This is a genomic window from Mycobacterium sp. MAC_080597_8934 (assembly GCF_000523975.1).
GTDB lineage: Bacteria > Actinomycetota > Actinomycetes > Mycobacteriales > Mycobacteriaceae > Mycobacterium > Mycobacterium avium.
On sequence record NZ_JAOS01000001.1, the window covers coordinates 229,654 to 252,807 of the forward strand.

The 23,154-nt window shown below is 70.1% G+C and carries 23 protein-coding genes; 12 read left to right on the forward strand and 11 right to left on the reverse strand.

Features of this window, described 5'->3' with window-relative positions; translation table 11 throughout:
- Window positions 1-35: 35 nt before the first annotated feature.
- The gene (locus NF20_RS01140) at window positions 36-1,115 is read left to right on the forward strand and encodes a LacI family DNA-binding transcriptional regulator (protein ID WP_011723656.1); all 1,080 of its coding nucleotides are present in this window, start codon (window positions 36-38) and stop codon (window positions 1,113-1,115) included.
- On the opposite strand, the gene kstR is transcribed toward NF20_RS01140, so the two are convergent.
- Complete coding sequence (gene kstR / locus NF20_RS01145) at window positions 1,112-1,705, reverse strand: cholesterol catabolism transcriptional regulator KstR (RefSeq protein WP_009974770.1); 594 nt, start codon at window positions 1,703-1,705, stop codon at window positions 1,112-1,114. The two genes, NF20_RS01140 and kstR, sit on opposite strands and share 4 nt — an antisense overlap.
- Before the next feature lie 367 nt (window positions 1,706-2,072).
- On the opposite strand from kstR, the gene NF20_RS01150 reads away from it, so the two are divergent.
- A complete protein-coding gene (locus NF20_RS01150; protein ID WP_011723657.1) occupies window positions 2,073-4,196 on the forward strand; it encodes an acyl-CoA dehydrogenase in 2,124 nt (707 codons plus the stop codon).
- On the opposite strand, the gene NF20_RS01155 is transcribed toward NF20_RS01150, so the two are convergent.
- The gene (locus tag NF20_RS01155; RefSeq protein ID WP_011723658.1) at window positions 4,193-4,765 is read right to left on the reverse strand and encodes a TetR/AcrR family transcriptional regulator; all 573 of its coding nucleotides are present in this window, start codon (window positions 4,763-4,765) and stop codon (window positions 4,193-4,195) included. The genes NF20_RS01150 and NF20_RS01155 overlap by 4 nt on opposite strands.
- Window positions 4,766-4,849: 84 nt before the next feature.
- On the opposite strand from NF20_RS01155, the gene NF20_RS01160 reads away from it, so the two are divergent.
- Entirely contained in the window at window positions 4,850-5,731 is an 882-nt protein-coding gene (locus NF20_RS01160) for an SDR family oxidoreductase (RefSeq protein ID WP_011723659.1), read from the forward strand.
- A gap of 1 nt (window position 5,732) precedes the next feature.
- Here the strand turns inward: NF20_RS01160 and NF20_RS01165 are convergent, their stop codons facing one another.
- Together NF20_RS01165 and NF20_RS01170 are read right to left on the reverse strand one after the other, a co-directional pair.
- On the reverse strand, window positions 5,733-6,266 hold the full coding sequence (locus NF20_RS01165) for a hypothetical protein (protein WP_011723660.1): 534 nt from the start codon (window positions 6,264-6,266) through the stop codon (window positions 5,733-5,735).
- 46 nt (window positions 6,267-6,312) lie between these two features.
- A complete protein-coding gene (locus NF20_RS01170) occupies window positions 6,313-7,407 on the reverse strand; it encodes a ferredoxin--NADP reductase (RefSeq protein ID WP_011723661.1) in 1,095 nt (364 codons plus the stop codon).
- Between the two features lie 212 nt (window positions 7,408-7,619).
- On the opposite strand from NF20_RS01170, the gene hsaA reads away from it, so the two are divergent.
- The 5 genes from hsaA to NF20_RS01195 are packed head-to-tail and all read left to right on the forward strand — an operon-like array spanning window position 7,620 to window position 12,015.
- Window positions 7,620-8,804, forward strand: coding sequence for a 3-hydroxy-9,10-secoandrosta-1,3,5(10)-triene-9,17-dione monooxygenase oxygenase subunit (hsaA, locus tag NF20_RS01175; protein WP_011723662.1), 1,185 nt, complete (start codon window positions 7,620-7,622; stop codon window positions 8,802-8,804).
- Window positions 8,801-9,682 carry a 4,5:9,10-diseco-3-hydroxy-5,9,17-trioxoandrosta-1(10),2-diene-4-oate hydrolase gene (hsaD, locus tag NF20_RS01180; protein ID WP_003875655.1) on the forward strand — a complete coding sequence of 294 codons (882 nt, stop codon included), beginning with the start codon at window positions 8,801-8,803 and terminating at the stop codon, window positions 9,680-9,682. Before hsaA ends, hsaD begins: the two co-directional genes overlap by 4 nt.
- Window positions 9,682-10,593 (forward strand): iron-dependent extradiol dioxygenase HsaC, encoded by a 912-nt coding sequence (hsaC, locus tag NF20_RS01185; RefSeq protein WP_003877120.1) that lies wholly within the window; start codon window positions 9,682-9,684, stop codon window positions 10,591-10,593. Before hsaD ends, hsaC begins: the two co-directional genes overlap by 1 nt.
- A 2-nt stretch (window positions 10,594-10,595) precedes the next feature.
- On the forward strand, window positions 10,596-11,159 hold the full coding sequence (hsaB, locus tag NF20_RS01190; protein ID WP_003875657.1) for a 3-hydroxy-9,10-secoandrosta-1,3,5(10)-triene-9,17-dione monooxygenase reductase subunit: 564 nt from the start codon (window positions 10,596-10,598) through the stop codon (window positions 11,157-11,159).
- A 25-nt stretch (window positions 11,160-11,184) separates the two neighbouring features.
- Complete coding sequence (locus NF20_RS01195; RefSeq protein WP_011723663.1) at window positions 11,185-12,015, forward strand: arylamine N-acetyltransferase family protein; 831 nt, start codon at window positions 11,185-11,187, stop codon at window positions 12,013-12,015.
- Window positions 12,016-12,028: 13 nt separating this feature from the next.
- Here the strand turns inward: NF20_RS01195 and NF20_RS01200 are convergent, their stop codons facing one another.
- From NF20_RS01200 to fadD3, 5 genes are read right to left on the reverse strand one after another with little or no spacing between them, the layout of a single operon-like run.
- The gene (locus NF20_RS01200; protein WP_009974777.1) at window positions 12,029-13,195 is read right to left on the reverse strand and encodes a pyridoxal phosphate-dependent aminotransferase; all 1,167 of its coding nucleotides are present in this window, start codon (window positions 13,193-13,195) and stop codon (window positions 12,029-12,031) included.
- Window positions 13,192-14,151 carry an acyl-CoA dehydrogenase family protein gene (locus tag NF20_RS01205; RefSeq protein WP_009974778.1) on the reverse strand — a complete coding sequence of 320 codons (960 nt, stop codon included), beginning with the start codon at window positions 14,149-14,151 and terminating at the stop codon, window positions 13,192-13,194. The genes NF20_RS01200 and NF20_RS01205 overlap by 4 nt, the downstream gene beginning before the upstream one ends.
- Window positions 14,148-15,092, reverse strand: coding sequence for an acyl-CoA dehydrogenase family protein (locus NF20_RS01210; protein WP_009974779.1), 945 nt, complete (start codon window positions 15,090-15,092; stop codon window positions 14,148-14,150). The genes NF20_RS01205 and NF20_RS01210 overlap by 4 nt, the downstream gene beginning before the upstream one ends.
- Window positions 15,089-16,234, reverse strand: a complete 1,146-nt coding sequence (locus tag NF20_RS01215; RefSeq protein WP_003875662.1) for an acyl-CoA dehydrogenase family protein — start codon at window positions 16,232-16,234, stop codon at window positions 15,089-15,091. The genes NF20_RS01210 and NF20_RS01215 overlap by 4 nt, the downstream gene beginning before the upstream one ends.
- The gene (gene fadD3 / locus NF20_RS01220; protein WP_011723664.1) at window positions 16,234-17,763 is read right to left on the reverse strand and encodes a 3-((3aS,4S,7aS)-7a-methyl-1,5-dioxo-octahydro-1H-inden-4-yl)propanoate--CoA ligase FadD3; all 1,530 of its coding nucleotides are present in this window, start codon (window positions 17,761-17,763) and stop codon (window positions 16,234-16,236) included. The genes NF20_RS01215 and fadD3 overlap by 1 nt, the downstream gene beginning before the upstream one ends.
- A 59-nt stretch (window positions 17,764-17,822) precedes the next feature.
- Here fadD3 and ipdE1 point away from each other — a divergent pair, with 59 nt between their 5' ends.
- From ipdE1 to fadA6, 4 genes are all read left to right on the forward strand, one after another.
- A complete protein-coding gene (gene ipdE1 / locus NF20_RS01225; protein WP_003875664.1) occupies window positions 17,823-18,971 on the forward strand; it encodes an acyl-CoA dehydrogenase IpdE1 in 1,149 nt (382 codons plus the stop codon).
- Window positions 18,968-19,756 (forward strand): (5R,7aS)-5-hydroxy-7a-methyl-1-oxo-2,3,5,6,7,7a-hexahydro-1H-indene-carboxyl-CoA reductase, encoded by a 789-nt coding sequence (ipdF, locus tag NF20_RS01230; protein WP_003875665.1) that lies wholly within the window; start codon window positions 18,968-18,970, stop codon window positions 19,754-19,756. Before ipdE1 ends, ipdF begins: the two co-directional genes overlap by 4 nt.
- A gap of 71 nt (window positions 19,757-19,827) precedes the next feature.
- Window positions 19,828-20,436 (forward strand): TetR family transcriptional regulator KstR2, encoded by a 609-nt coding sequence (kstR2, locus tag NF20_RS01235; protein ID WP_010948879.1) that lies wholly within the window; start codon window positions 19,828-19,830, stop codon window positions 20,434-20,436.
- A 15-nt stretch (window positions 20,437-20,451) separates the two neighbouring features.
- The gene (fadA6, locus tag NF20_RS01240) at window positions 20,452-21,612 is read left to right on the forward strand and encodes a steroid 3-ketoacyl-CoA thiolase FadA6 (protein WP_009974781.1); all 1,161 of its coding nucleotides are present in this window, start codon (window positions 20,452-20,454) and stop codon (window positions 21,610-21,612) included.
- A gap of 92 nt (window positions 21,613-21,704) precedes the next feature.
- On the opposite strand, the gene NF20_RS01245 is transcribed toward fadA6, so the two are convergent.
- Complete coding sequence (locus tag NF20_RS01245) at window positions 21,705-22,445, reverse strand: hypothetical protein (protein WP_033713066.1); 741 nt, start codon at window positions 22,443-22,445, stop codon at window positions 21,705-21,707.
- Window positions 22,442-23,089 (reverse strand): SatD family protein, encoded by a 648-nt coding sequence (locus NF20_RS01250; protein WP_023861935.1) that lies wholly within the window; start codon window positions 23,087-23,089, stop codon window positions 22,442-22,444. The genes NF20_RS01245 and NF20_RS01250 overlap by 4 nt, the downstream gene beginning before the upstream one ends.
- Between the last annotated feature and the right edge of the window lie 65 nt (window positions 23,090-23,154).

Here is a 23,154-nt window from a genome sequence, read left to right on the forward strand (position 1 = left end):
CGCGAGCGCACCGATCCGCTGTAGCGTCACCGAGCGTGAGTCCCACCCCGCGCCGGCGGGCGACTCTGGCGTCGCTGGCCGACGAACTCAAGGTCTCGCGCACGACGGTGTCGAACGCCTTCAACCGGCCCGATCAGCTGTCCGCGGACCTGCGTGAGCGGGTGCTCGCGACGGCCAAGCGGCTGGGCTACCCCGGCCCCGACCCGGTGGCGCGGTCGTTGCGGACCCGCAAGGCCGGCGCGGTCGGACTGGTGATGGCCGAACCGCTGACCTACTTCTTCAGCGACCCCGCCGCCCGCGACTTCGTCACCGGGGTGGCGCAGTCCTGCGAGGCGCTGGGGCAGGGGCTGCTGCTGGTCGCCGTCGGGCCCAGCCGCAGCCTGGATGAGGGAACCGCGGCGGTGCTGTCGGCCGGGGTGGACGGCTTCGTGGTGTATTCGGTGTGCGACGACGACCCCTACCTGCAGGCCGTGTTGCAGCGGCGGCTGCCGGTGGTGGTGGTCGACCAGCCCAAGGGACTGACCGGGGTGTCGCGGGTGGGCATCGACGACCGCGCGGCGATGCGGGAGCTCGCCGACTACGTGCTCGGCTTGGGGCATCGCGAGATCGGGCTGCTGACCATGCGGCTGGGCCGGGACCGCCGCCAGGGCCTGGTGGACGCCGAACGGCTGCGTTCGCCCGCCTTCGACGTGCAGCGCGAGCGCATCACCGGGGTGTGGGAGGCGATGACGGCCGCCGGCGTCGACCCGGATTCGCTGACCGTGGTGGAGAGCTACGAACACCTGCCCGAGTCGGGCGGCGCGGCCGCCAAGGTGGCGCTGGAGGCCAACCCGCGGATCACCGCGCTGATGTGCACCGCCGACATCCTGGCCCTGTCGGCCATGGATTACCTACGCGCCCATGGTGTTTACGTGCCCGGGCAGCTGACGGTGACCGGATTCGACGGCGTGCCCGACGCGATCAGCCGGGGCCTGACCACGGTGTCGCAGTCCAGCCTGCACAAGGGCCGCCGGGCCGGTGAGCTGCTGCTCAAGCCGGCACGGTCGGGCCTGCCGGTGGTGGAGCTGCTCGACACCGAGCTGATTCGCGGCCGTACCGCCGGTCCGCCGGCCTAGCCGTGCTCGCCGAGCAGCAACCGCACCGCCAGATCGAGGCGCTTGCTGACGTCGGTGGCCGAGGCGCGCCGGGTCAGCCAGGCGAGCAGGTTGGACAGCCACACGTCGGAGATCACCCGGGCGATGTGGTACTGGTCCTCGGTGGGTTCGCCGTCGGCCATCGCGCGGGCGAACATCGAGTCGATGAGCTTCTCCACCTGGTCGACCTCGCTGGCCGCCGACGCGTCGGCGAACACGTAGGCCCGCGTCATCGCCTCGGTCAGCAGCGGGTTGCGCTGCATGGCCCGGTTGAGCTTGCCCACCATGAAGTTCAGCCGCTGAAACGGGGTGCCCCCGGTCAGCGCCGCGCGGTCGGTCTTGGCGTCGATGCGGCTGAACTCGCGGCCCAGCGCGGACACCAGCAGGTGCACCTTCGACGGGAAATACCGGTACAGCGTGCCCACCGCGACGTCGGCGCGATCGGCCACCGCGCGCATCTGGACCGCCTCGTAGCCGCCCTTGGAGGCGATCGCCATGGTGGCGTCCAGGATGCGTTTGCGGCGTTCCCGCTGCGCCTCCGAGCCGAGTTCGGACTCCGCCAGTACCGCCACGTTCATGACCTCGCGCGGCTGCGAGTCGGAGACGCGGCTGGAATCGGCCTTCGACTCTGCCTTCGAAGTGGCCCTAGCTGGCATGTGGCGGTGTGCTCCTGTTCCGGGCGGTTCGTCTGCAAACGATACGCATTCTGCGTGTGAATTTCCCACCTCCGTACCGCCGGGGACAAGCGCATGTGCTGCTGCGATGGCGTTCGACTTGACGGTCGATCACTGGCACTATTAGAACACGTTCTAGTCTCCGGTGAGCGAGTTGCGCGCCAACACGTGGCGCGGATGTCCCCGCTCGCGGCGAGATCGGACAATCAGGACACGGGTGCCGGGCGCCTGGTCACGTCGAGTCAAGGACGCGGAGGTCCCCACGGTGGTAGCGACCGTCACCGACGAGCAGTTCGCCGCGCGCGCCCTGGTGCGCGACTGGGCCCGCAACGCCAGCACCGGGCCCGGCGGGACCGCCGCCATCCGCGACGTCGAGCAGGGCAACCCCGACGCCTGGCGGCCGGTGTTCGCCCGGCTGGCCGAGCTGGGCATTTTCGGGGTGGCGGTTCCCGAAGAGGCCGGCGGGGCGGGCGGCAGCGTCGAGGACCTGTGCGCCATGGTCGAGGAGGCGGCCAAGGCGCTGATCCCGGGTCCGGTCGCCACCACCGCGCTGGCCACCCTGGTGCTCTCCGATGCCGAGTTGCTGGCCGCGCTGGCCGCCGGCGAGCGGTTCGCCGGGCTGGCGCTGCAGGGCGACATCACCTTCGACGGGGCGGCGTCGACGGCCTCGGGCACGCTGCCGTTCGTGCTGGGTGCCGCCGACGGCGGGGTGCTGCTGCTGCCGGCCGACGGCAGGTGGCTGGTGGTCGACACCGCAAGCGACGGCGTGCACATCGAGCCGCTGGCCGCGACCGACTTCTCCCGGCCGCTGGCGCGGGTGGTGCTGGACTCGGCCCCGGCCACCGTGCTGGCGCAAACCCCCGAGCGGGTCGAGGAGCTGGCCGCGACCGTGCTGGCGGCCGAGGCCGCCGGGATCACCCGCTGGTCGCTGCAGACCGCCGTCGACTACGCCAAGGTCCGCGAGCAGTTCGGCAAGCCGATCGGCAGCTTCCAGGCCATAAAACACCTCTGCGCCGAAATGCTGTGCCGCGCCGAGCAGGCCGAGGTGGCCGCCGCCGACGCCGCCCGCGCGGCCGCCGAGGACGACCCGGCCCAGTTCTCCCTCGCGGCGGCCCTGGCCGCGGCCACCGCCATCACCGCGGTGAAGGCCAACGTCAAGGACTGCATCCAGGTGCTCGGCGGCATCGGCTGCACCTGGGAACACGACGCCCACCTGTACCTGCGCCGTGCACACGCCATCGGCCGCTTCCTGGGCGGGGCGGAACGCTGGCTGCGCCGTATCACCGCGCTCACCCAGGCGGGCGTGCGCCGCCGGCTGGGTATCGACCTGACCGAGGTCGAGGACCAGCGGCCCCAGATCGCCGAGGCCGTCGCCCGCATCGCCGCGCTGCCCGCCGAGCAGCGGCAGGCCGCGCTGGCCGAGGCCGGGCTGCAGGCCCCGCACTGGCCGGCGCCGTACGGACGCGGCGCCTCGCCGGCCGAGCAACTGCTGATCGATCAGGAGCTGGCCGCCGCCGGGGTGGCCCGTCCCGACCTGGTGATCGGGTGGTGGGCGGCGCCGACCATTCTCGAGCACGGCACACCCGAGCAGATCGAGCGCTTCGTGCCCGGCACCTTGCGCGGCGAATTCCTTTGGTGCCAGCTGTTTTCCGAGCCCGGCGCCGGCTCCGACCTGGCCTCGCTGCGCACCAAGGCGGTACGCACCGACGGTGGCTGGCTGCTGACCGGGCAGAAGGTGTGGACGTCGGCGGCGCACAAGGCGCGCTGGGGGGTGTGTTTGGCCCGCACCGATCCGGATGCGCCGAAACACAAGGGCATCACCTACTTCCTGGTGGACATGAGCGCCCCGGGCATCGAGATCCGCCCGCTGCGCGAGATCACCGGTGACTCGCTGTTCAACGAGGTCTTCCTGGACAACGTGTTCGTCCCCGACGAGATGGTGGTCGGCGAGGTGAACGACGGCTGGCGGCTGGCCCGCACGACGCTGGCCAACGAGCGGGTCGCGATGGCCAGCGGCACGGCGCTGGGCAACCCGATGGAGGAGCTGCTCGAGCTGCTGTCGACGCTGCCCCTCGACAGCGCTCAGCAGGATCGGCTGGGGCGGTTGATCGTCACCGCGCAGACCGGTGCGCTGCTGGACCAGCGGATCGCCCAGCTCGCCGTCGGTGGCCAGGACCCCGGCGCGCAGTCCAGCGTGCGCAAACTCATCGGGGTGCGCTACCGCCAGGCGCTGGCCGAATACACGATGGATGTGTCCGAGGGCGGCGGCCTGGTGCACAACCGGGCGGTGTACGACTTCCTGAACACCCGCTGTCTGACCATCGCCGGCGGCACCGAGCAGATTCTGCTCACCGTCGCCGCGGAGCGGCTGCTGGGTCTGCCGCGTTAACCGAGATCGGCTGCGGCAGCGTGTAATTCGCGCAGCGCCTGGCATGCCATGTCGCCCAGGTCGCCGCTTTCGTCCGGTTCGGCCCAGCGGGCGTAGGCGGTTTTGAACGCCAGCGCGCCCAGCTCGGCGGCCAACGCCGCCGCCGGTTCGGGCACGCCGCGTGCTTGCAGCGCCTCGGACACCGCCAGGGCCAGCCCGATCTGCTTGAGCGCGTTGCGCTCCTGCAGCTCGGCGCTGGCGGCGATCGCGGCCCTGAGCCGCGGCGCGAGCTCCTTGTTGAACGGCGTGAACGCCGCCGCTGCCGACTTCAGGCCGGAGCACACCAAGGCTAGCGGTGTCGCGTCGGCGGGCGCCGCGGCGATGCCCTCGCGGAGTAGTTGGGCGATGGCGTCCTGGCCGGCGGCCAGCACGTCCCGCTTGTCCGGGAAGTGTCTAAAGAACGTGCTTTTCGTCAGGCCGGCGCGCTCGGCGATCTCCGCGACGGTCGTCTGGTCGTAGCCGCGCTCGTTGAACAGGTCCAGCGCCGCGGCGACCAGGCGTGCGCGCGCGTCGGGTTCCCAGCGAGCCATGGCCCCACTTTAGTGATGCGACCTTTGTCCCGTCACTGGTGTAGGGTGATGGGACCATTGTCTCATCACTCGAAGGAGCAGCTCGTGCGCGTACTCGTCACCGGCGCCAGCGGAGGAATCGGCTCGGCCGTCGTCAAAGAATTGCTCGCCGCCGGTCATCACGTCATCGGCCTGGCCCGCTCCGAGGCTTCGGCCGCAACCGTCAGCGGACTCGGCGCCGAACCGCTGCGCGGCGACATCGCCGACCTCGACGTCCTACAGAAGGCGGCCGTCGACACCGACGGCGTCGCCTACCTGGCCTTCTCACACGACTTCAGCGACGTCGGGGACGCGATCGCCGACGAGGCCCGCGCGATCGACGCGCTGGGGGCCGCGCTCGCCGACACCGGCAAACCGCTGGTGCTGGCCAGCGGGACCCCGGCCCGGCCCGGATCGGTGAGCACCGAGGACGACCCCTTCATCGCCGACGGGCCGCTGGCCGGGCGCGGCCGCACCGGCCAGGCCGTCGTCGAGCTGGCCGGGCGCGGTGTCCGCTCGGCCGTGGTGCGGCTGCCGCGCGCGGTGCACGATGCCGGCGGCCGCTACGGCCTGGCCGGCATCCTGATCCAGCTCGCCCGGCAGCGCGGCGTGTCGTCCTTCGCCGGCGACGGCACCCAACGCTGGCCGGCAGTGCATCGCGACGACGCCGCGGCGTTGTTCCGGCTCGCCCTCGAGCAGGCCCCAGCCGGCTCGGTGCTGCACGCGGTGGGGGACGAGGGCGTTCCGCTGCGCGCGATCGCCGAGGTGATCGGCCGCCGGCTCGGCGTGCCCGTCGAGTCCGCCCCGGCCGACGCCTTCGGTCCGCTCGGCCAAGTCTTCGCCGTCGACCAGCCCTCGTCCAGCGCGCTCACCCAGCGGCGCTTCGGGTGGCAGCCCGTCGGCCCCGGCCTGCTGGACGACCTCGAAACCGGCGTCTACCCGGAATAGGTCACGAGAAGGTGGTCACCGCGCAGGTGCTGGGCGAGGTGATGTTGACCCCGGAGTAGACCACCTGGATGTGGGTGCACAGGATGACGTTGTTGTCGGTCTTGGGCTGGCCGGTCTGCCAGTCGGTGGAGTCGATGCGGCCATGGGTTTCGTACTTGTCCGGCGGGCCCTCGCCCATGTAGATGGTGGTGATCTCGTCGGATCCCATCGACTTGTGCACCCGCTCGTACTGGCCGTCGGCGTGCGCGTCGAGGTAGGCCAGCCGGTTGGAGGACCGGATCTCGCTGGTTTGCCGGGCCCACAGGCCGGGCGGGAAGCCGGTCACACCGTCGGGGGTGAGCATGTCCGCCCCGGCGGTGAAATCGCAGTGGCCGTCGGACTTGAAGCAGTTGAGCAGGGCCCGGGTCTCCAGCTGGTTGGGACCGTCCAGCGGGAACAGCGTGGTAGCGGTGTTGCTGGCGGCGGCGCACACCCCGGCGGGCAGAAACATCGGCAGCGCCGCCGCCACCGCGAAGCCCGACACCAGCCGCATCATCGCTGCTTCCCTTCCCTGTGATCCCACCGGTGAACTTAACCCGCGACTAGTCGTCGTAGGTGACTTCCACCGAATCAGATTCCGGGTGAGATTGACAGGCCAGGATCAGGCCCTCGTCCAGGTCCTGCTGCTCGAGCACGTCGTTGACCTCCATGCTGACCTGGCCCTTGCGCAGGGTGCAGGCACACGCGCCGCAGTGGCCCTCGCGGCAGGAGAACGGCGCATCGAGGCCCTTGGCCAGCAGCACGTCGAGCAGCTTGGCGTTGCGCGGCCACGACACGGTGTGGGTTTCCCCGTCGAGCTCCACCACCGCGGTGGCCGGCGGCTCATCGCCCTCGGCGGTGTCCTCGATCTTGACCGCCGCGAACGGGTCGGAGTCCAGCGACTTGAACACCTCGATATGTATTTGCGCCGCAGGCACTTTCAGCGTTTCCAGGGCCTCACGCGCCGAGTCCATGAAGGCGCCCGGGCCGCAGATGTAGACCGGCCGGTCGGTGTAGGGGGCGGCCAGCTGGGCCAGCGCGGTCACGCTGGGCAGGCCCTGCAGCGATTCCAGCCAGTGCAGCACGGTGAGCCGGTCGGGATATTTGGCGGACAGCTCGCGCAGCGCGTCGGCGAAGATCACCGAACGCTCGTCGCGGTTGGCGTAGAGCAGAGTCACCCGCCCGCTGCCCTCCGACAGCGCCGACTTGGCGATCGACATGATCGGGGTGATCCCGCTGCCCGCGGCCATCAACAGGAAGTCGTCGCCCAGCGTCTTGGGCACGAAGTTGCCCGACGGCGCCAGCACGTGGATCCGCATCCCCGGGCGCGCGTTGTCGCACAGCCAGTTGGACGCGTAGCCGTCCGCGGTCCGCTTGACCGTCACGGTCAGCGCGTCGTCGGTGAACGGTGAGCTGCACAGCGAATAGCAGCGCGCCACCGATCCGGTGCGTTCGCTGGGCACCCGCAGCGTCAAGAACTGGCCCGGGGCGTAGCGCAGCCGCTCGGGCGGGATGTCGGGGTCTCCGTCGTCGTCCGGCACCGCGAACACCAGCGACCGCGCGTCGTCGGTCTCGGCGATGACCTCGGCGATCTGCAGTTCGAGGACGTGGTCACCGAGCGGCTCGTCGAGTGCTTGGGCCGAATCAGCCTCGGTCAAGGCCCGTCCCTTCCTTTCGTGGCAAAACGTGTCGACCCGCTGCGACCGGCTCCGCCGCTCTTGCGATCGCCACGGGCAACTAGAACATGTTACAGAAAAGCGGATTCGTATCGCTACCAGCCGCAGGAATACCCTGCTCGACACGAATCGGAACGTGTTCTAGTCTCTGGGGTAAGTCCGCTGAGTAAGTTTGGCCCAGGAAGGCAAACCTAGTGACGTCCATTCAACAGCGTGATGCCCAGTCCGTCTTGGCGGGCATCGACGATCTGCTTCCGCGGATTCGGGAGCGCGCTCAGGCCACGGAGGATCTGCGCCGGCTGCCCGACGAGACCGTAGCCGACCTTCAGGACGTCGGGTTCTTCACCCTGCTGCAGCCCGAGCAGTGGGGTGGGCTGCAGTGCGACCCCACGCTGTTCTACGAGGCGGTCCGCCGGCTGGCCAGCGCGTGCGGTTCCACCGGCTGGGTGAGCTCGATCATCGGCGTGCACAACTGGCACCTGGCCCTGTTCGACCAGCAGGCCCAGGAGGAGGTCTGGGGCGAGGACCCCAACGTGCGGATCTCCTCGTCGTATGCGCCGATGGGCGCGGGCGTGGTGACCGACGGCGGCTACCTGGTCAACGGTTCGTGGAACTGGTCCTCCGGCTGCGACCACGCCACCTGGGCGTTCCTCGGCGGCCCGGTGATCAAGGACGGCCGCCCGGTCGACTTCGGCAGCTTCCTGATCCCGCGCAGCGAGTACCGCATCGACGACGTGTGGCACGTGGTCGGCCTGCGCGGCACCGGCAGCAACACCGTCGTCGTCAAGGATGTGTTCGTGCCGCGGCACCGGTTCCTGTCCTACAAGGCGATGAACGACGGCACCGCCGGCGGCTATGAGACCAACACCGCGCCGGTATACAAGATGCCTTGGGGCACAATGCATCCCACCACCATCTCGGCGCCCATCGTCGGCATGGCATACGGGGCGTACGCCGCCCACGTCGAGCATCAGGGCAAGCGGGTGCGCGCGGCGTTCGCCGGCGAGAAGGCCAAGGACGACCCGTTCGCCAAGGTCCGCATCGCCGAGGCGGCCAGCGACATCGACGCGGCGTGGCGCCAGCTGTCCGGCAACGTGGCCGACGAGTACGCGCTGCTGTCCGCCGGCAAGGAGATCCCGTTCGAACTGCGCGCCAGGGCCCGCCGCGACCAGGTGCGCGCCACCGGGCGCGCGATCGCCTCCATCGACCGGCTGTTCGAGGCTTCGGGGGCCACCGCGTTGGCCAATGACCAACCGGTGCAACGCTTCTGGCGTGACGCGCACGCCGGCCGGGTGCACGCGGCCAACGACCCCGAGCGGGCCTACCAGATCTTCGGAAACCACGAGTTCGGGTTGCCGCCGGGCGACACGATGGTATGACCGCGACCGAGGAGTTGACGTTCGAGTCGACCTCGCGCTTCGCCGAAGTCGACGTCGACGGGCCGCTCAAGCTGCACTACCACGAGGCCGGTTTGTCCTTCAAGGGCACCGGGCGCACGGTGGTGTTGCTGCACGGCGGCGGCCCGGGCGCGGCCAGCTGGACCAACTTCGGCCGCAACATCCCGGTGCTGGCCCGGCACTTCCACGTGCTGGCCGTCGACCAGCCCGGCTACGGCCTGTCCGACAAGCGCGCCGAGCACGGACAGTTCAACCGCTACGCCGCCCGGGCGCTCAACGGGCTGTTCGAGCAGCTGGAGCTGGGACGCGTTCCGCTGGTGGGCAATTCGCTGGGCGGGGGCACCGCGGTGCGGTTCGCCCTGGACTACCCGGACAAGGCCGGGCGGCTGGTACTGATGGGCCCCGGCGGGTTGAGCATCAACCTGTTCGCGCCCGACCCCACCGAGGGCGTCAAACGGCTGGGAAAGTTCTCCGCCGAGCCGACGCGGGAAAACCTCGAGGCGTTCCTGCGGGTGATGGTCTACGACCAGAAGCTGATCACCGACGAATTGATCGACGAGCGGTTCGCGCTGGCCAGCACGCCGGAATCGCTGGCGGCCACCCGGGCGATGGGAATGTCGTTCGCGGGGGCCGACTTCGAGCTGGGCATGATGTGGCGCGAGGTGCACCGGCTGCGCCAACCGGTGCTGCTGATCTGGGGTCGCGAGGACCGGGTCAACCCGCTCGATGGCGCGCTGGTCGCGCTGAAAACGATTGCCCGCGCCCAGCTTCACGTGTTCGGGCAGTGTGGGCACTGGGCGCAGGTGGAGAAATTCGACGAGTTCAACAAGCTCACCATCGATTTCCTGGGAGGTGCGTGATGAGCAACGGAGCCATCAGGTCGCTGGGCTATCTGCGCATCGAGGCCACCGACATGGCGGCCTGGCGCGACTACGGCCTGAAGGTTCTCGGCATGGTCGAGGGCAAGGGCGACACCGAAGGCGCCCTGTATCTGCGGATGGACGATTTCCCGGCCCGGCTGGTGATCGTGCCCGGCGAGCGCGACCACCTGCTGGAGGCCGGCTGGGAATGCGCGAATGCCGAAGGCCTGCAAGAGATCCGGGATCGGCTCGACATGGAGGGCGTCCCGTACAAGGAGGCCACCGCCGCGCAGCTGGCCGACCGCCGGGTGGTCGAGATGATCCGGTTCTCCGACCCGTCGGGCAACTGCCTGGAGGTGTTCCACGGGGTGGCCCTCGAACACCGCCGGGTGGTCAGCCCGTACGGGCACAAGTTCGTCACCGGCGAGCAGGGCCTGGGGCACGTGGTGCTGTCCACCCGGGACGACGAGGAGTCGCTGCACTTCTACCGCGACGTGCTGGGGTTCAAGCTGCGCGACTCGATGCGGATGCCGCCGCAGGTGGTCGGCCGGCCCGCCGACGGCGCGCCCGCCTGGTTGCGCTTCTTCGGCTGCAACCCGCGCCACCACAGCCTGGCGTTCCTGCCGCTGCCCACGCCGAGCGGAATCGTGCACCTGATGCTCGAGGTGGAGAACGCCGACGACGTGGGGCTGTGCCTGGACCGGGCGCTGCGCCGCAAGGTGCCCATGTCGGCCACCCTGGGCCGGCACGTCAACGACCTGATGCTGTCCTTCTACATGAAGACGCCGGGCGGCTTCGACGTCGAATTCGGTTGCGAGGGAAGGCAAGTCGAAGACGACGACTGGGTCGCCCGGGAAAGCACGGCGGTCAGCCTGTGGGGCCACGACTTCACGGTCGGCATGCGCGGCTGACCATGGCTGCGCCGATCGATCCGCGGACCTTCCGGCAGGTGCTGGGCCAGTTCTGTACGGGCATCACCATCATCACCACGGTGCACGACGAGGTGCCCGTCGGCTTCGCCTGCCAGTCCTTCGCGGCGCTGTCGCTGGACCCGCCGCTGGTGCTGTTCTGCCCCACCAAGGTGTCGCGGTCCTGGAAGGCCATCGAGGCCACCGGCCGATTCTGCGTCAACGTGCTGACCGAGAAGCAGAAGCACGTCTCGGCGCGGTTCGGTTCCAAGGAACCCGACAAGTTCGCCGGCATCGACTGGCATCCCTCCGAACTCGGCTCGCCGATCATCGACGGGGCGCTGGCCCACATCGACTGCACCGTGGCCTCGGTGCACGAGGGGGGCGATCACTTCGTGGTGTTCGGTGCGGTCCAATCCCTTTCGGAAGCACCGAAGATCAAGCCGCGGCCGCTGCTGTTCTATCGCGGGGAATACACCGGGATCGAGCCGGACAAGACGACCCCGGCGCAGTGGCGCGACGACCTGGAGGCGTTTTTGACCACCACCACCCAGGACACCTGGCTGTAACGCGCCGGGCGCGGACAATGGTGGCATGACGCTGGATCTGGGCGCGTATTTCGACCGCATCGGTTACGGCGGCAAGGCCGCGCCCAACCTCGAGGTGCTGCGGGCCCTGATGGCCGCGCACACCGGGTCGATCCCGTTCGAGAACCTCGACCCGCTGATGGGGGTGCCGGTCGACGACCTGAGCCCGGCGGCGCTGACCGACAAGCTGGTCCACCGGCGCCGCGGCGGCTACTGCTACGAGCAGAACGGCCTGCTGGGCTACGCGCTGGCCGAAATCGGTTTCCGGGTGCGCCGATTGGCCGGCCGGGTGGTGTGGATGCAGCCGCCCGACACGCCGCCGCGCGCCCAGACGCACACGGTGTTGGCGGTGACGTTCCCGGGCTCGCAGGGCGCCTACCTGGTCGACGTCGGCTTCGGTGGTCAGACGTTGCCCTCGCCCATCCGTTTCGAGACCGGCAACTCCCAGCAGACCACCCACGAGCCCTACCGGCTCGATGACCGCGGCGAGGGCCTGGTGCTGCAGGCCCTGGTGCGCGATGAATGGCAGCCGCTGTACGTGTTCGGCACCCGCACCGTGCCGCAGATCGACCTGCTGGTGGGCAGCTGGTACGTCTCCACCCACCCGTCGTCGATGTTCGTCACCGGGCTGATGGTAGCGCTGACCACCGCCGACGCCCGGTGGAATCTGGCCGGGCGCGAGCTGACCGTGCACCGCGCGCAGGGCAGCGAGAAGATCCGCCTCGACGACGCGGACGCGGTGCTCGACGTGCTCGGGGAGCGGTTCGGCATCGACGTGGACGGGATCGGCCAGCGCGGCGCGCTGCTGGCGCGCATCGAGCAGGTGCTGGACGCCTGAGGGCGGGATTTGGCTAGCGGGCGCGCAGCCACGAGCCCAGCCGTCGCACCGCCTCCTCGATGTCGGTGGTGGGGCCGGCGAAGGACAGCCGGACGAACGAGTTGCCCCGTGTGGTGTCGAAGTCGATCCCGGGTGCGATGGCAACGCCGGTCTGCTCCAACAACTTCGAGCAGAACTCCATGGAGTTGTCGGTGAAGTCCGAGACGTCGGCGTACACGTAGAAGGCGCCGTCGGTGGGGGCCAGGCGGGTGATGCCGATGCCGCGCAGGCCGTCCAGCAGCAGCGCGCGGTTCTTGGCGTAGTGGTGCAGGTGGCCGTCGGCCTCGGCGGTGGCCTCGGGGGTGAAGGCGGCCACCGCGGCCAGCTGCGACAGCACGGGCGGGCAGATGGTGAAGTTGCCGGTCAGGCATTCCACCGCGCGGCGCAGTTCGACCGGCACCAGCAGCCAGCCCAGCCGCCAGCCGGTCATCGCGTAGTACTTCGAAAAGCTGTTGACCACCACGGCATTCCGCGAGGTCTGCCACGCGCAGCTGGTGGGTGGCGCCCCCTCGTAGACCAGGCCGTGGTAGACCTCGTCGCTGACGAGGCGGGCCCCGGACGCCTCGCACCAGGACGCGATGGCGGCCAACTCCTCCGGCGCGATCACGGTTCCTGTGGGGTTGGCCGGGCTCGCCACGATGACGCCCTGCACCGGCGGGTCGAGTTCGGCGAGCATCGCCGCGGTGGGCTGGAACCGGGTCTGCGGCCCGCAGGGGATCTCCACCACCTCACATCCCAACGCCGACAAGATGTTTCGGTAGCACGGGTAGCCGGGGCTGGCCACCGCCACCCGGTCGCCGACGTCGAAGCAGGCCAGGAACGTCAGCAGGAACCCGCCGGAGGAGCCGGTGGTGATCACCACCGCGTCGGGCTCCACCTCCAGCCCGTGCTGGCGCCGGTAGTCCGCGGCGATCGCGGCCCGCAGCTCCGGCGTGCCCAGCGACACCGAGTAGCCCAGCTCGTTGGAATGCACGGCCGCCGCCGCGGCCGCGCGCACCGGCTCGGGTGCGCCCACGCTGGGCTGGCCCGCCGACAGGTTGACCAAATCGCCGTGGCTGCGCTGCCTTTCGGCGGCCGCCAGCCAGACATCCATCACGTAGAACGGCGGGATGCCGGCGCGCAGCGAGACGCGGTCGGTCACGGTGTCGCGAGCACCTCCGGTTCGAGCCGAGTGAGCAGCTGTTGCGGCGTGTCGAGCAGATGCGCGCTGCCGTGTGCGCGTTTGAAGTACAGGTGCATGTCGTGCTCCCAGGTGATCGCGATGCCGCCGTGCAACTGGATGCCCTCGGCGGCCACGACATTCAGCGCCTCGGTGGCGGCCAGCCGGGCGGTGGCGGCGTTGGTGGGCGAGGGATCCAGGCAGGCCTCGTCGACCACGGCCTTGGCCGCGGCGACGGTGACGTAGAGGTCGGCCATCCGGTGCTTGAGCGCCTGGAAGCTGCCGATCGGCCGGCCGAATTGCACTCTGTCCTTGGCGTATTCGACGGTACGCGCCAGACACTGCTCGGCGGCGCCGATCTGCTCGGCGGCCAGCAGGACGGCCGCGGTGTCCGCCAGGCCCGGGTCGGTGCCGATCGGCTCGGTCTGCTGCGCCCGGACCCGCGCCAGCCGCCGGGTCGGGTCCATGGTGGTCACGGGTTGCGCGGTGACGCCGGTCCAGCGGCTCAGCCGGCCGTCCTCGACGCCGATGACCACGTCGGCGATGTCCCCGTTGACCACGTAGTCGGGGTCGAGCACCAGCGCGCCGATCGCGCTGCCCTCGGCCAGGGCCTGCAGCGCGGCGGTGTCGGGCTCGGCGGCGCCGAGCAGCGCCAGCTCGGCCAGCGTGGTACCCAGCAGCGGGGAGGGCACCAGGGCGCGGCCCAGCTCCTGCAAAACCGTTGCCGCGTCGGCCAATTCACCGCCGGCGCCGCCCAACTCCTCGGGGATCACCAGCGCCGCGGCGCCGACCTGCTCGCACAGCAGCCGCCACAGCGATTCGTCGTAACCGCGCTCGGACTCCATCGCCGTGCGCACCGCCGCCGGACCGGCGTGCTTGGCCACCAGCGCGGCGACGGTCTCGCGCAGCATCTGCCGTTCTTCACTGATCGCACTCATAGCGCCTCCAGCACTCGCCGCCGGTGAACCTGCGGCGGACCCCACGCCGACCGCACCGCCTGCACCCGCAACAGCAACAGCGACAGGTCGTGTTCCTGGGTGAAACCGATCGCGCCGTGGGTCTGCAGCGCCGAGCGCGCCGCCAGCAGGGCCGCGTCGGACGCCGCCGCCTTGGCCGCGCTGACGTCCCGCGGTTGCAGCGTCAGGGCCGCGCCGTACACCAGCGGCCGGGCCAGTTCGATCGCGATGTGCACGTCGGCCAGCTTGTGTTTGATCGCCTGGTACGAGCCGATCACGCGGCCGAACTGGGTGCGCTGCTTGGCGTAGTCGACCGCCGCGTCGCGCAGCGCCTCGGCCGCACCGACCAGCTGGGCAGCGGTGGCCAGCGCGCCGAATTCGTAGCCGCGCCCGACGTCCGCCTGCCAGCGGTCGCCGGTCGGCTCTACGTCGTAGAGCCGGCGGCTGGGGTCGACGGACGCGTGCTGCCGGCCCGCGGCGGCCTCGGCCACCCCGTCCTGGTCGGCGAGCAGTACCAGCCCGGCCTCCTCGGCGTCGACGGCCCGCGGCACCTGCGGCGGCAGCGCCACGGTGGCGATGAGCTCACCGGAGGCCAGAGCGGCGCAGCGTTCGGCGTGCTCGTCGCCGGCCAGCAATACCGGTGCCACGGCGATGGATTCGACCACCGGGCCGGGCACACACCAGCGCCCGAGCCGCTCGATGGCCACCACCAGATCGATCGGCTCGGCCTCGATGCCGTCGAATTTCTCCGGCACCGCCAGCGCGGTGACGCCGAGGTTGGCCAGCTGCTCCCACACCTTGCGGCCGGGCGCGGTGTCGCCCACCGCCCAGGCGCGCACCGCCGCGGGCAGGTCGGCCGCGCCGAGCGCGGCGTCGATGCTGGCCGCGAAGTCCCGCTGCTGTTCGTCTAGCGCGAATTTCACTTCTTGCTCCCGGACTTCTCGCGCGGCAGCCCCAGTAACCGCTCGGAGATGATGTTGCGCTGAATCTCGTTGGTGCCGGCGTAGATCGGGCCGCCCAGAGCGAACAGCAGCCCCTCGGTCCACGGGCCGGCGAGTTCGCCGTCGGCGGCCAGGATGTCCAGGGCGGTCTGGTGCAATTCGACGTCGAGGTCCGACCAGAACACTTTGGTCACCGACGATTCGGCGCCCAGCTCACCGCCGGCGGCCAGCCGGGTCACCGTGCCGAAGGTCTGCAGCCGGTAGGCCTGCGCCTTGATCCAGCCGTCGGCGACGCGGTCGGCGAACTCGGCCGGTGACCCGCGGTCCTGCCACAGCCGCACCACCCGCTCGGCGGTGGCCAGGAAACGGGCCGGGCTGCGCAGCGACATGCCGCGTTCGTTGCTCGACGTGCTCATCGCCGCCCGCCAGCCCTGGTGCGGGGTGCCGATCACATCCCGGTCGGGCACGAAGACGTCGTCGAGGAAGATCTCACCGAACCCGGTGTCGCCGCCCAACTGGACGATGGGCCGCACCGTGACGCCCTCGGCCTTCAGGTCGAACATGAAATAGGTCAGGCCATGGTGCCGCTCGGCGCTGGGGTCGGACCGGAACAGCCCGAAGCCCCGCTCGGCGAACGGCGCCCGCGAGCTCCAGATCTTCTGTCCGTTCAGCAGCCAGCCGCCGTCGGTCGGTGTCGCGGTGGACCGCAGTGACGCCAGGTCGCTGCCGGACTCGGGCTCCGACCACGCCTGCGCCCAGATCTCTTCGCCGCTGGCCATTTTCGGCAGGATGCGGTCGCGTTGCTCCTCGGTGCCGTGCGCGAACAGCGTCGGGGCCAGCATCGAGGTGCCGTTGGCGCTGGCCCGGCCGGGCGCCCCGGCGCGGAAGTACTCCTCTTCGAACACCACCCAGTGCAGCAGCGGCGCGTCCCGGCCGCCGTACTTCTTCGGCCAGGTGATCACCGACAGCCCGGCGTCGTAGAGCACCCGGTCCCAACGCCGGTGCTGCTCAAAGCCTTCGGCGTTGTCATACGACTTCGTTGGGATCGCCTCGGCGTTGGCCGACAGGAATTGCCGCACCTCGTCCCGAAACGCCAGGGTGCCCTCGTCCAGATCAAGATCCATCAGTCCAGCTCTCGCAGTTGTGGTTTGACCACCTTGCCGCCGGAATTGCGCGGCAACGCGTCGACGAACCGCACCGACCGGGGTGCCTTGAAATTCGCCAAATGATCACGGGTGTAAGCGATCACGGATTGCTCGTCGAGTTGAGCCCCGGGGCGGGGGACCACGAACGCGCGGCCCACCTCGCCGAGCCGCTCGTCGGGAACGCCGATCACCGCGGCGTCGGCCACGCCCTCCATCCGGGCCAGCACCTGCTCCACCTCGGCGGGGTAGACGTTGAATCCGCCGCAGATGTACATGTCTTTCAACCGGTCGGTGATGCGCAGGTTGCCGGCCTCGTCGAGAACGCCGATGTCGCCGGTGTGCAGCCACCCGTCGGCGTCGATGGCCGCCGCCGTCGCGTCCGGGTCGTCGAGATAGCCCAGCATCACGTTGGGCCCGCGCAGCAGCACCTCACCGGAATCGTCGATGCGCAGCTCGAAGTCGGCGAACGGGCGCCCGCAGGTGGTGGCCACGGTGACCGCGTCGTCGTCGGCGCGGCACATGGTGCCCATCCCGTTGGCCTCGGTCAGCCCGTAGGCGGTCAGCACGATGTCGATGTCGAGCTCGGACTGCATCCGCTCGACCAGCACGACGGGTACGGTGGCCGCGCCGGTCACCGCGAAGCGCAGCGAGCTCAGGTCGTAATCGCGGCGGGCCGGATGGTCCAGCAGGGTCTGGTAAATCGTTGGGGGACCGGGCAATACGGTGATGCGGTGCTGCTCGATCGCTTGCAGCGCGCGCAGCGGGTCGAACGTCAGGTGCGGGATCAGCGTGGCGCCGGTCTGCAGGCAGGCCAGGATGCCGGCCTTGTAGCCGAAGTTGTGGAAGAACGGGTTGATGCACAGGTAGCGGTCGTCGCTGGTGATCTTGCCGTTGGCCGCCCAGGACGCCGACGCCGACAGCGACTGCCGGTGCGCGCACAGCACGCCCTTGCTGCGGCCGGTGGTGCCCGAGGTGAACAGGATGTCGCTGACGTCGTCGGACGTCACGGCGGCCGCGCGCTCGGCCACCGCGCCGAGATCCGTTCCGTGCGCGATGAATTCGTCCCAGCTGCCCGGAACGGGATCGTCGGTTTCGATCGGTATCCGCACGATGTGGCGCAGCGCGGGCAGCGCGGCGCGATCCAGGTCGGCCAGGCGGTCGTGGCCGAGGAACCTGCCCATGCCGAACAGCACCGGCGCGCCGACGCGGGCCAGGATGTCGCCGGCCTCCGCGGCGGTGTAGCGGGTGTTCAGCGGGACCATGGCCGCCCCGGCGTGGTGGATCGCCAGGCAGGCCACCACCCAGTGCCAGGTGTTGGGCGACCAGATCGCCACCCGGTCGCCGGCCCGCACCCCCAGCTCGATCAGGGCCGCGGCAGCCCGGTGCACCTCGTCGCGCAGGGCGGCGGCCGTGAAGGATCGGTCCTCGGTGATCAGGGCGTCGTGATCGGGCAGCCGGCGCGCGAGACGATCCAGCGCCGCGGGCACGGTGCGGGGATCGGTGGTCACGGCGGCGCTCCTCGAATGCCTGTAACAAAGCAAGTGCTTGGTAGGTTAGCCTACAAGGCATGCAGGACGTCGAGGAGTTCCGGGCCGAGGTCCGCTCTTGGCTCGCCGACAATCTGGTCGGCGAATTCGCCGCTCTGAAGGGCCTCGGCGGCCCCGGCCGCGAGCACGAGGCCTTCGAGGAACGCCGGGCCTGGAACCAGCACCTGGCCAAGGCCGGGCTGACCTGCCTGGGCTGGCCGGTCGAGCACGGCGGGCGCGGGCTGTCCACCGCGCACCGGGTGGCCTTCTACGAGGAGTACGCCCGCGCCGACGCGCCGGACAAGGTCAACCACTTCGGCGAGGAGCTGCTCGGCCCCACGTTGATCGCGTTCGGCACCCCCGAGCAGCAGCAGCGCTTCCTGCCCCGCATCCTCGACGTCACCGAGCTGTGGTGCCAGGGGTATTCCGAGCCCGGCGCCGGCAGCGACCTGGCCAACGTGTCGACCACCGCCGAACTGGACGGCGACCAGTGGGTGATCAACGGCCAGAAGGTGTGGACCTCGCTGGCGCACCTGTCGCAGTGGTGCTTCGTGGTCGCGCGCACCGAGAAGGGCTCCAAGCGGCACGCCGGGCTGTCGTATCTGCTGGTGCCGCTGGACCAGCCGGGGGTGCAGATCCGGCCCATCGTGCAGATCACCGGCACCGCGGAGTTCAATGAGGTGTTCTTCGACGACGCCCGCACCGACGCGTCGATGGTGGTCGGCCAGCCCGGCGACGGGTGGCGGGTCGCCATGGGAACGCTGACCTTCGAGCGCGGCGTGTCCACGCTCGGGCAGCAGATCCGTTACGCGCGTGAGCTTTCCAACCTTGCCGAGCTCGCGCGGCGCAACGGCGCCGCCGACGACCCGTTCATCCGGGAGCGGCTGACCCGCGCCTGGACCGGGCTGCGCGCGATGCGGTCGTATGCCCTGGCCACCATGGACGTCGAGCAGCCCGGGCAGGACAACGTGTCGAAGTTGTTGTGGGCCAACTGGCATCGGGCTCTCGGCGAGCTGGCCATGGACGTCATCGGCAAGCCCGGCATGACCATGCCCGACGGCGAATTCGACGAGTGGCAGCGGTTGTTCCTGTTCACCCGCGCCGACACCATCTACGGCGGCTCCAACGAGATCCAGCGCAACATCATCGCCGAGCGGGTGCTCGGCCTGCCCCGGGAGGTAAAGGGATGAGCCTGTCCGAAGCTCCGAAAGAGATTGCGGGACACGGGCTTCTGGAAGGCAAGGTGGTGATCGTCACCGCGGCGGCCGGCACGGGTATCGGCTCGGCGACGGCCAAACGAGCGCTCGCCGAGGGCGCCGACGTGGTGATCTCCGACCACCACGAGCGTCGGCTGGGCGAGACCGCCGACCAGCTCGCGGCGCTCGGCCAGGGCCGGGTGGAAAGCGTGCTGTGCGACGTGACGTCCACCGCCCAGGTCGATGCGCTGTTCGCGTCGGCCCACGCGCGGATGGGGCGCATCGACGTGCTGGTCAACAACGCCGGGCTGGGCGGGCAGACCCCGGTGGTCGACATGACCGACGACGAGTGGGACCGGGTGCTCGATGTCACCCTGACCTCGGTTTTCCGCGCCACCCGTGCCGCGCTGCGCTACTTCCGCGACGCGCCGCACGGCGGGGTGATCGTCAACAACGCCAGCGTGCTGGGCTGGCGGGCGCAGCACTCCCAGTCGCACTACGCCGCCGCCAAGGCCGGGGTGATGGCGTTGACCCGGTGCAGCGCAATCGAAGCCGCCGAGTACGACGTGCGGATCAACGCGGTGTCGCCGAGCATCGCCCGGCACAAGTTCCTGGAGAAGACGTCGTCGGCCGACCTGCTCGACCGGCTCTCGGCCGGTGAGGCGTTCGGTCGCGCCGCCGAGCCCTGGGAGGTCGCGGCCACCATCGCGTTTTTGGCCAGCGACTACTCCAGCTACCTGACCGGCGAGGTCATCTCGGTGTCCAGCCAGCATCCGTGAGCCGGCGTGGTCAGCCGGGACCGGCGTCCCTCCCGCTGGCCAAGCAAGCGCTTGGTTGATACCCTGTCCGGGTGGACCGAGTGACCGGTCCGGCCAACAGCCGGCGAGACGAGTTGCTGGAGCTGGCCGCGGCCATGTTCGCCGAGCGCGGATTGCGTGCCACCACGGTGCGCGACATCGCCGACAGCGCCGGGATCCTGTCCGGCAGCCTGTATCACCACTTCTCCTCCAAGGAGGAGATGGTCGACGAGGTGCTGCGCAGCTTCCTGGACTGGTTGTTCGCCCGCTATCGCGAAATCATCGACAGCGAGAGTAACCCGCTGGAGCGGCTCAAGGGCCTGTTCATGGCGTCGTTCGAGGCGATCGAGCACCGGCACGCGCAGGTCGTCATCTATCAGGACGAGGCCAAACGGCTGCTGTCGCAGCCGCGGTTCTCCTACATCGAGGACATGAACCGCCAGCAACGCAAGATGTGGCTCGAGGTGCTCAACCAGGGCGTCGACGAGGGCTACTTCCGGCCCGACCTCGACGTCGACCTCGTCTACCGATTCATCCGGGACACCACCTGGGTGTCGGTGCGCTGGTATCAGCCCGGCGGACCGCTCACCGCCGAGCAAGTGGGTCAGCAGTACCTCGCCATCGTGTTGGGCGGGATCACGGTGGACGCGAAGAAAGACTAACGAAGGAGTCTGAAAATGCCTGAGGCGTACGTCATCGACGCTGTACGCACCGCGGTCGGCAAGCGCGGTGGATCGCTGGCCGGAATCCATCCGGTCGACCTGGGCGCCCTGGGCTGGCGCGGGCTGCTGGACCGGGTCGACGTCGACCCCGCCGCCGTCGACGACGTGATCGCCGGCTGCGTCGACGCCATCGGCGCCCAGGCCGGCAACATCGCCCGGCTGTCCTGGCTGGCCGCCGGCTATCCCGAAGAGGTGCCCGGCGTCACCGTGGACCGGCAGTGCGGTTCCAGCCAGCAGGCGATTTCCTTTGGCGCGCAAGCGATCATGTCCGGGACCGCCGACCTGATCGTGGCCGGCGGCGTGCAGAACATGAGCCAGATCCCGATCTCGTCGGCGATGACGGTCGGCGAGCAGTTCGGCTTCACCTCGCCCACCAACGAGTCCAAGCAGTGGCTGCACCGCTACGGCGATCAGGAGATCTCGCAATTCCGTGGCTCGGAGCTGATCGCCGAGAAGTGGAACCTGTCCCGCGAGGAGATGGAACGCTACGCGCTGACCAGCCACGAGCGCGCCTTCGCGGCCATCCGCGGCGGCCACTTCGACAACGAAATCATCACCGTGGAAACCGAATCCGGGCCGTTCCGGGTCGACGAGGGTCCGCGCGAGTCGTCGCTGGAGAAGATGGCCGGCCTCAAGCCGCTGGTCGAGGGCGGCCGGCTGACCGCCGCGATGGCCAGTCAGATCTCCGACGGCGCCAGCGCGGTGCTGCTGGCCTCCGAGCGGGCCGTCAAGGACCACGGCCTGCAACCGCGCGCCCGGATCCACCACATCAGCGCCCGCGCCGCCGACCCGGTGTTCATGCTCACCGGCCCCATCCCGGCCACCCGCTACGCGCTGGACAAGACCGGGCTGTCCATCGACGACATCGACACCGTCGAGATCAACGAGGCCTTCGCGCCGGTGGTTTTGGCCTGGCTCAAGGAGATCAAGGCCGACCCGGAGAAGGTCAACCCGAACGGCGGGGCGATCGCGCTCGGTCACCCGCTGGGCGCCACCGGCGCCAAGCTGTTCGCCACCATGCTCAACGAGCTGGAGCGCATCGGTGGCCGGTACGGTCTGCAGACGATGTGCGAGGGCGGGGGCACCGCCAACGTCACCATCATCGAGCGGCTGTAGCGGTTTTCCCGCGAGCTGCCCCTTCGCGACACTGCAACTACGCACCCGACACGCCGATCGGGGTGTGCGTGGTTGCAATCTCGTCGGGGCGTCTACCGGGTGGCCAGCACCAGCCCGATGCCGCCGAGGGCCAGCAGCCAGCTGGTGAAGCTGCCGACCAGGAAGTACTCGGTCACCTCGTCGATCCCCACGTCGCCGTTCTGACCCTTCTGGGCGTTCAGTTCGGGAAACCGGATGATGCCCTTGGCGGCGACGACGGCGCCGGCCGCGGCCAGCTGCCCGCCGACGCCCAGGCTCAGGATCAGCAGCCATTCCATCGGGCCCAGCAGCCGGCCCCCCTTGAGCCGGTCCGACGGCTGCGGTTGGCCGGCCGGGCGGACGGCACCGACGGAGCCGAGCACCAGGCGCACCAGCTGATTCGCGGTGGCGAACTGCACTAGCACGACACCGACGACCATCAGCGCACGGGTGGGCGGGACGTGGCTCAGCGGCAGGTGCGCCCAGGCCGACCACCGCGAGATCGCGCCGGCGACCGGGGAGGACCAGCCGGACAACACCGTCAGCAACATCAGCGCCGCGGCCAACACCGCCACCGGGGCGGCTTGCTGGGCACCGCTGAGTTCGCTTCGCGCGCACAGCCATTCCCACGCGACCACCGCGACGGCCGCCAGCGCGAGCAGCGCGATGTCGGCGCCGCGCCAGAGCCCGCCCAGGGCCGCACACGCCGCCACCACGATCGGCCCGGCCGCCAGCGGCACCCAGGCCGCAGCCACCGCACGCCGGCACAGGTCGGCCACGCCGAGCGCGGTGAGCAGGACGGCGACAGCGCTCACGGCAGCTCCCGAAGGTATTGGCTGGCCAGGACGATCAGATCCAGGCCGTCGCGGCCGGCGCGTTGGGACACCGCCGACGGGCTGATGCCCTCGGCCGCGGCGAGTTCCCTTTTGCTCCGGCCGGTCATCAGGCCCCTCACAATCCGCAGCGATCTCTCGTCGAGTGATCCAAGCAGATGGTCCCGACAGATCAGGGCCGCGTTGACCGCGTCGGCGTCGGCGCGGGTGCCGTCGTCGGCCCGAAAGGTGGTGCGCACCAGCGCCAACCCGGGCTGTCGCTGCGCGTGGGCGGTCTGCTGGATGGCCGCGCGCGCGGTCCACCAGCCCGGCCCGTCCTGGATTCCCGCGGCGGCGTCGAGGACGGTGACGGCGCCCCAGCCGAGCCCGAAGCGGACGTCGATCTCGGGGGCGAGCAGTAGGCGCACCGTCAGCGCCGCGTCGATGGCGGCCCCGACGCTGGGATAGCTGCCCTGGAACTCGTCACCCACGGTGAAGGCCGGCGGGTCGATCGCGCCGTCGGCGACTTCCCGCAGAGCGGCGGCGACGCGGCGATGCAGGGCGGGTCGGTCGGCGGCGCGCCGGGATCCCACCACGTCGCCGATCACGGTCGCCCGTGGTGAAGGTTTAGCCTTCACCCTCGCCATATGAAGATCATAGCTTCATGCAGAAGATATTTAGCAATATCCTTAACGGAAGCGTGACCCGGAGG

Excerpts from the sequence above, each read along its gene's own strand:
- NF20_RS01155 (WP_011723658.1), bottom strand. The coding sequence starts at position 4,765 with ATGGCTCGCTGGGAACCCGACGCGCGCGCACGCCTGGTCGCCGCGGCG.
- NF20_RS01165 (WP_011723660.1), bottom strand. The coding sequence starts at position 6,266 with ATGATGCGGCTGGTGTCGGGCTTCGCGGTGGCGGCGGCGCTGCCGATG.
- hsaD (WP_003875655.1), top strand. The coding sequence starts at position 8,801 with ATGACCGCGACCGAGGAGTTGACGTTCGAGTCGACCTCGCGCTTCGCC.
- hsaC (WP_003877120.1), top strand. The coding sequence starts at position 9,682 with ATGAGCAACGGAGCCATCAGGTCGCTGGGCTATCTGCGCATCGAGGCC.
- hsaB (WP_003875657.1), top strand. The coding sequence starts at position 10,596 with ATGGCTGCGCCGATCGATCCGCGGACCTTCCGGCAGGTGCTGGGCCAG.
- NF20_RS01195 (WP_011723663.1), top strand. The coding sequence starts at position 11,185 with ATGACGCTGGATCTGGGCGCGTATTTCGACCGCATCGGTTACGGCGGC.
- NF20_RS01205 (WP_009974778.1), bottom strand. The coding sequence starts at position 14,151 with ATGAGTGCGATCAGTGAAGAACGGCAGATGCTGCGCGAGACCGTCGCC.
- NF20_RS01215 (WP_003875662.1), bottom strand. The coding sequence starts at position 16,234 with ATGGATCTTGATCTGGACGAGGGCACCCTGGCGTTTCGGGACGAGGTG.
- ipdE1 (WP_003875664.1), top strand. The coding sequence starts at position 17,823 with ATGCAGGACGTCGAGGAGTTCCGGGCCGAGGTCCGCTCTTGGCTCGCC.
- ipdF (WP_003875665.1), top strand. The coding sequence starts at position 18,968 with ATGAGCCTGTCCGAAGCTCCGAAAGAGATTGCGGGACACGGGCTTCTG.
- fadA6 (WP_009974781.1), top strand. The coding sequence starts at position 20,452 with ATGCCTGAGGCGTACGTCATCGACGCTGTACGCACCGCGGTCGGCAAG.
- NF20_RS01250 (WP_023861935.1), bottom strand. The coding sequence starts at position 23,089 with ATGGCGAGGGTGAAGGCTAAACCTTCACCACGGGCGACCGTGATCGGC.